Annotated in this window: 5 protein-coding genes; 3 read left to right on the plus strand and 2 right to left on the minus strand. The window is 37.3% G+C overall.

Annotation, left to right across the window (positions count from 1 at the left end; all coding sequences use genetic code 11):
* Positions 1-256 precede the first annotated feature (256 nt).
* The gene (gene thrC, locus QRN68_RS17760; RefSeq protein WP_285398237.1) at positions 257-1,465 is read left to right on the plus strand and encodes a threonine synthase; all 1,209 of its coding nucleotides are present in this window, start codon (positions 257-259) and stop codon (positions 1,463-1,465) included.
* Positions 1,466-1,692: 227 nt separating this feature from the next.
* Here the strand turns inward: thrC and fumC are convergent, their stop codons facing one another.
* Complete coding sequence (gene fumC / locus QRN68_RS17765; RefSeq protein WP_285398238.1) at positions 1,693-3,084, minus strand: class II fumarate hydratase; 1,392 nt, start codon at positions 3,082-3,084, stop codon at positions 1,693-1,695.
* A 424-nt stretch (positions 3,085-3,508) separates the two neighbouring features.
* Positions 3,509-3,724 (minus strand): hypothetical protein, encoded by a 216-nt coding sequence (locus QRN68_RS17770; protein WP_285398239.1) that lies wholly within the window; start codon positions 3,722-3,724, stop codon positions 3,509-3,511.
* A 915-nt stretch (positions 3,725-4,639) separates the two neighbouring features.
* On the opposite strand from QRN68_RS17770, the gene QRN68_RS17775 reads away from it, so the two are divergent.
* Together QRN68_RS17775 and QRN68_RS17780 are read left to right on the plus strand one after the other, a co-directional pair.
* A complete protein-coding gene (locus QRN68_RS17775; RefSeq protein ID WP_285398240.1) occupies positions 4,640-5,374 on the plus strand; it encodes an AAA family ATPase in 735 nt (244 codons plus the stop codon).
* On the plus strand, positions 5,371-6,594 hold the full coding sequence (locus tag QRN68_RS17780; protein WP_285398241.1) for a GNAT family N-acetyltransferase: 1,224 nt from the start codon (positions 5,371-5,373) through the stop codon (positions 6,592-6,594). The genes QRN68_RS17775 and QRN68_RS17780 overlap by 4 nt, the downstream gene beginning before the upstream one ends.
* Positions 6,595-6,777 lie beyond the last annotated feature (183 nt).

Genomic DNA, 6,777 nt, shown 5'->3' on the forward strand with positions numbered 1-6,777 from the left:
TTCTATCAAAGAAATCAACCACATGTTATGATGAAGAGCTTGTAGCGTAGGGCTATCGACGCTCGCTCGCAGGAAGCCTTGCTCTGTGCGAAAGCGCAGCGTCAGCGACAAATTGTTTTATCTGTGCGAAAGCGAAGCGACAGCAACAAAGCGAGTAGCCCGTAGCGAAAATCAGTCTCTTCGAATGTGAAAAAATGGTTAATCAACACACCTGTTATTTTTATATTAAGGAGTACGCAAGGGAGGGGCAATTAAAGTGATACGATTTAGTTGTGTTTCATGTGGATATGAATTTCAATCAGAAGGAATCGTTTATCTTTGTCCTGTCTGTAAAAATGCTAAGAATAATGGTTTTCAAAAAGGTATATTATCCGTTAAATATGAACCAAAAAACAATGTTAAGAGAAATTCAATGGTTGAACCAGATTCATTCCTTCCGATTGCCATTCAAAATTCGAATTCTTTAAAGGTTGGTAATACACCATTACTAGAGCCTACTTATTTAAGAGAAGAAGTAGGACTACCCAATCTTTTTATTAAAAATGAAAGTTTAAATCCATCAGGATCATTAAAAGATAGAGCATCATTATTAATTGCAGAACAGGCTATCTTCCATAATGAGCATAAAATTGTACTTGCATCAACTGGTAACGCCGGTTCTGCAATGGCTTGTATTTCTGCAGCTTATGGATTAAAAACCGTTTTATTTATACCCGAAACTGCACCTAAAGAAAAAATAGCACAGGCCAAATTTTTTGGAGCGAGTGTTATCCCTATTCAAGGAACATACGATGATGCATATAAACTATCAATAGAGTTTACAGAAAAATTTGGAGGTATTAATAGAAATACCGCTTATAATCCTTTTACGATAGAAGGAAAAAAAACAGTATCCATTGAATTGTACAATCAGTTAGGCTTCAAAGCACCCGATATTATTTATATACCAGCTGGAGATGGTGTAATTTATGCTGCTGTTTGCAAAGGTTTTATTGACCTTAAACAAGAGGGGCTTATTGATAAGTTACCTCAATGTATTTTAGTGCAAGCAAAAGGTAGTGATGCAATAGTAAGAAGCTGGAGAGAGAAAAGAGATTTAGTACTAGACAAAACAGATTCTATAGCAGACTCTATCTCTGTTAAATCACCTGCAAATGCTGAAATGGCAATTGATTATATACTGAAGACAAATAGTTGGGGCGTTTCCATATCGGATGAAGAAATTTTAGACTCGCAAAAAAAACTAGCTACCAAGGCCGGAATTTTTGTTGAACCTTCAGCAGCGGCAGCATGGGCAGGTTTAGAATCGGATCTTAGAAACAAGCTAATAAATCGAGATATGAATGTAGTTGTTTTAGTTACTGGCTCAGGATTCAAGGATATGAATAGAATGAAAGAGTCGAACAATGGTTTAATGTCATGTACGAATAATATTTCTGCAGTTAGAGATTATTTGAAAAGTTAAGGACAAATATAAGAGTTCGGATTCCAACTTTATTTGTTCTGTACACCAAGCACTTTTTCAAAGCTTCAATTAATGGAGCCTGGGCTTTATTATAGTAATAGAAAAACACTTTCAGCTGCATGATTAGCCGAAAGTGTTTTTTGCTCGATTTATTCTTTATTCGACTGATGAATAATCTTCTACTTCGAACTCCAAGTAATCACATAATTTGTCTATCATGCTAATGATCACTTTACATTTGGATAAATCATCGTTGCAGGGTCCACATATTCATCGAACTGTTCCTCTGTAAGTAAACCTGTTGCAATTGTTGCTTCTTTTAATGTTGTGCCTTCTTTATGGGCTTTCTTCGCAATTTTAGCCGCATTTTCATAGCCGATATAAGGGTTCAAAGCTGTTACAAGCATTAAGGAGTTTTGTAAATTGTGGTCGAGTACTTCTTTATTTGGCTCAATCCCTTCAGCACAATGATCATTAAATGATTTCATTGTGTCTGCTAATAGACGAGTTGATTGTAAGAAGTTATAGATAATTACTGGCTTAAAGACATTCAGCTCAAAATTACCTTGGGAAGCGGCAAAGGCAATTGTTGCATCGTTACCAACGACTTGTGTGACAACCATTGTCATCGCTTCACTTTGCGTTGGATTTACTTTACCAGGCATAATGGATGAGCCTGGTTCGTTTTCTGGAATTGTAATTTCTCCAATACCTGAGCGGGGACCACTTGCTAACCAGCGAACATCATTGGCAATTTTCATTAAGTCAGCTGCAAGAGCCTTTAATGCGCCATGTGCGACAACAGCTTCATCATGACTTGTCAGTGCATGGAATTTATTTGCTGCAGAAGTAAAATGTTTTCCTGTCAATTCACTAATTTCCACTGCAACACGCTCACCAAATTCAGGATGTGCGTTAATACCTGTACCTACTGCTGTTCCACCAATTGCCAGTTCCTTCATATATTCAATATTTTGGACAATCATCTGTTCAGATTTAGCAAGCATTGCTGCCCAGCCACTAATCTCTTGGCCTAAAGTCAATGGTGTTGCATCTTGTAAATGTGTTCGACCAATTTTAATAATATCTTTAAACTTCTCTGCTTTGTCATCAAGTGTTGCTTTTAGCAAGCGTAGACGCGGAAGTAAATAATCTTCAACTTTTAACACTGCTGCAATATGCAAAGCTGTTGGGAAAGTATCGTTTGAACTTTGAGATTTATTGACATCATCGTTAGGGTGAATACGATCAGCTTCACCAGTATTTTGTAAAATCTGGTTTGCTCGGTGCGCAATTACTTCGTTGACGTTCATATTTGATTGTGTACCACTACCAGTCTGCCAAACGACAAGAGGGAATTGATCGTCCCATTGTCCATTTAAAATTTCATCAGCTGCTTGTACAATTGCATTTGCTTTTATATCTGAAAGTTTACCTAGCTTGTTATTGGCAATAGCAGCACTTTTCTTTAAAATTGCCATTGCTTGAATAAGCTCAATCGGCATTTGCTCTGTACCGATTTGGAAATTTTCTTTACTGCGCTGTGTTTGAGCACCCCAAATTTTATCTGCAGGTACTTTAATTTCACCCATAGTATCTTTTTCAATACGATAATCCATGTCAAACAGCTCCTTTATTTATGTAATCTCTCCAATTAATTAAAGAGCAATTACACCTTGGCATAATTGCGTCCGGATTCGGCTTTGTGCTTACACAAAGTACTCCTTCCGATTCCGTGACATCTTTCAGTGAGTGTCCTAACATTCGCTGAAAGAAGTAAAAAAACGGATATTCTTAGTCTGATGTAAGAATATCCGTTTGATACATGCTTATATCAAAAAAATAGGGGGGATTCTGAACTAAGCAATGTGGAGTAAAGAAATAATCTATTGATAATGATAATTGTTATCAATTAAAAAGTCAATTATTTAACTTGAAGAAATATAAATAGTTGAGAATGATTCGCGATGAATAATTGCTTATAGTTCGATCCCCACTTTTAAAAATTAAACGCTACCCATTGGATGATAGCGTGGGAAAGAGCTATCTCTTTTTCTTCCCAAGTTCTTTTAATGGTAGTTTCTTAGGTATTTTTTCAAAAATGATACTCACATGAAAGTTGTTGTCGTCTATTTGAGCAACTCGAACAACTTTTGCTTTACGACCTTTAATTTTAATGTTCTCTTCAACGGTAGGTAGAGTTACTAGAAGCTGACTTAAAACGGACGTTTTGTTTTCATAAAAATGAGTTACAAACATAATTTTTCTCCTTATAACTTTTTTATTTTACTTTGAAAAAAGCTTGAGTTTTACCTTCCTTTACAGGGGTAATTAGCAGGAGGGAAGGTTTACTCAATGTATGAAGAGGACCTTTAAGATAGAACATTTGTGAAAACGGCTTTTAGAACAATAATGGATTTTGTGCATATTGAATGTAGTTAGCAGTAGAGAGATGATGGCTGGTAAAAATCATCGCAAACCATTTATGAACTCATTCAACGCTAGAAATATAGTAAAGTGAGCTTTTTAGCTATTCAGAGGTACCCCGGATCACTTCGTTTTAATATTTATTTGGGAAATCAGGTAAAGGCTCCTATACAGAAGCGCTTAGGTAAGTAAAATTTAAAGCACAGGTTGGAGGGTTTACGGCAAGAAAATAAGGAGAAAAAGGATGGGAATCACTAGAAGATAGGCAACGACGATTGGTTTAGTAGCTCTTGTTTCGAGTCGGGAGCACAATGGAAAATTACAAGGAGGACATTCATTGCTTGTACTAGTAGTGGTTGTTAGTGGGAAATTAGCTGTTCAAAGGGCCTTCGATATTGGCAGTAGTAGTAGGACCGATTTCTGAACAGTAAGGCTGATTGGTGTTCCTCAATGTTTTTGGTTAATCGCTATTATATGGCATAATTTTATTATTTTTATTGCAACTTTCGACACGCTTTTTATTTATTTCTCGGGAAATATTTCATAGGGATAGTAGCAGAAAGTGATTTGTATGTAATGGATCGCATTTACACAACTAGGAATCTGAAATGTTCAATGTCAAAGATAATGATGAGTTTTTGTGTTAAGTTAAAATATTCCGAATTTAAATTTTGGGTGCAATTAGCTAAATGGCGGTTTCAGAGTAGTATAATCGCGTTATAATAGTAGTAAGGGAGGAAACAAAAAATGTATTTAAAATCATGTAAGGTATTACAGGATAACATTACAGATAAAGATGTGTATCCCTTTAACATACCGAGTTTGCAGGACTTACAGGAGATAGAGTTTCCTACGAATGTGACCTTTTTTGTTGGGGAAAATGGCTCTGGGAAATCAACACTTTTGGAGGCAATAGCTGATCGTTGTGATTTTAATACAGCGGGTGGCGGTCGCCAAAACTTATATGACGTACATAAAGCTGAATCGGCACTTGGGGAATTTATTCGTTTATCCTGGTGGCCAAAAGTTTCAAATGGCTTTTTCCTTCGTTCAGAAACGTTTTATCAATTTGCGAGTCATATTGATTTGTTGCAGGAGGTAGACTTTAAAAAGTATGCTGCGTTTGGTGGCAAGTCATTACATCATCAATCACATGGCGAGTCCTTTTTATCGTTATTTATGAATCGCTTTAAAGGGAAGGCCATTTATTTATTAGACGAGCCTGAAGCGGCGCTGTCACCAACGAGACAGCTCAGCCTACTGAAAATTATTAAAGATTTAGAGCATGAGGCACAGTTTATTATTGCTACACACTCACCTATTTTACTTGGCTATCCAAATGCCACTATCTACAGTTTTGATAATGGGGAAATTGAATCAATTCGCTATGAAGATACTATCCATTACATTGTCACAAAGCGTTTTTTAAGTGCTCCAGAAACGATTTTTTCGGAGTTATTTGATGAGGAGAGAGAGTCATGAATCAACGAAAAGGCTTAGTCATGCGAGAAATTCGATTAGATGAAATGGCACAGTCAATCGATTTACTTAATTATGTGTTTCAAGTGTCCATGTCCATTCATAAGGACCGCCGCTTTGTAAATGCCAAAAGCAAGCAATTTAATGAGGGACATGCAATTGGTTGGTTCGACGGTTCACAGCTTGTATCCCAAATTTTAAGCTTACCATTTGAAGTAAATGTTCATGGTAGGATTTATGAAATGGGAGGCATTACCGCTGTTGGAACTTATCCTGAATATTCAGGGCATGGTTTGATGGAGGGCCTCATTTTTGAGAGCTTGGAGCGGATGCGAAATGAAGGGAAATGCATATCCTATTTATTTCCATATTCTATCCCTTATTATCGAAAAAAGGGCTGGGAAATTATGAGTGATATTGTGGAATTTCAGATCAAAGATACGCAGCTTCCTCGCTACGCAAATTTAAATGGTAAAATACGTCGTGTCGATCCGAAGCATGAAGATGTTGTGACCATCTATGCGCGCTATGCCCAAAAGACGCATGGTGTTATGGTACGTAATAGCATTGCTTGGAATGAAAAGTTTCAGGAAGATTTTTGGGAAGAGAAATTTATTGATAGCGATGTGAACCTTCAGGCAGCAGTATATTATGACGAGGATGATATGCCTCAGGGTTATATGTTTTACCGCATCATGGAGGAGAATTATTACATTGACGAAATTGTTTATTTGCAGGAAGAGGCGCGAAAAGGCTTATGGAATTTTGTCTCTGCACATAGCTCGATGATTTACAATGTCTATGGTAAAACAACTGGTAATGAAGCAGTCGCCTTTTTATTAGAGGATAGTGAAATTATTCAAAAGGTATCGCCGTATTTTATGGCACGAATAGTAGATGTAAAAGAATTTCTACTACGTTATCCATTCATGGGCAATGATTTTCAGCTTCGACTAGCTGTTAGTGATCGCATTGTGGCCTGGAACAATGGAACATTTGTCATAACGATGCAAAATGGAAAGGCTACCGTTGAAAAGGTTAGCGAGACATTGTCTGAAAATGCTATTCAGCTAACAGTCCAAACACTTGCTACGATGTTACTAGGCTATAAACGACCAAGCTATTTAGAAAAAATCGAGCGTTTACAGGGCAATGCCATCGAAATTGCGCTACTAGAGACGGTGCTACCAGTTGGCATTCCAACGTTTATTGATTACTTTTAGATATGATGGGAATTTGTGCAGGGGGGCCTGTGCAAATTCTTTTTTCTATGGGCTCAACTAAAATTGCTACTGTCAGGAAAAGTAATGCTCGGGTCCAAGAGAAAAGTGATCGGGTCAGCCGAAGAACCGCTCGGGTCCAAGAGAAAAGTGATCGGGTCAGCCGAAGAACCGCTCGGGTCCAAG

Origin of the sequence: Lysinibacillus sp. fls2-241-R2A-57 (assembly GCF_030209535.1) — a bacterium.
Lineage (GTDB): Bacteria > Bacillota > Bacilli > Bacillales_A > Planococcaceae > Lysinibacillus.

What these genes read in the sequence shown, in the direction of transcription:
- QRN68_RS17780 (WP_285398241.1), top strand. Translation starts at nt 5,371, where the DNA reads ATGAATCAACGAAAAGGCTTAGTCATGCGAGAAATTCGATTAGATGAA.
- QRN68_RS17770 (WP_285398239.1), bottom strand. Translation starts at nt 3,724, where the DNA reads ATGTTTGTAACTCATTTTTATGAAAACAAAACGTCCGTTTTAAGTCAG.
- fumC (WP_285398238.1), bottom strand. Translation starts at nt 3,084, where the DNA reads ATGGATTATCGTATTGAAAAAGATACTATGGGTGAAATTAAAGTACCT.
- QRN68_RS17775 (WP_285398240.1), top strand. Translation starts at nt 4,640, where the DNA reads ATGTATTTAAAATCATGTAAGGTATTACAGGATAACATTACAGATAAA.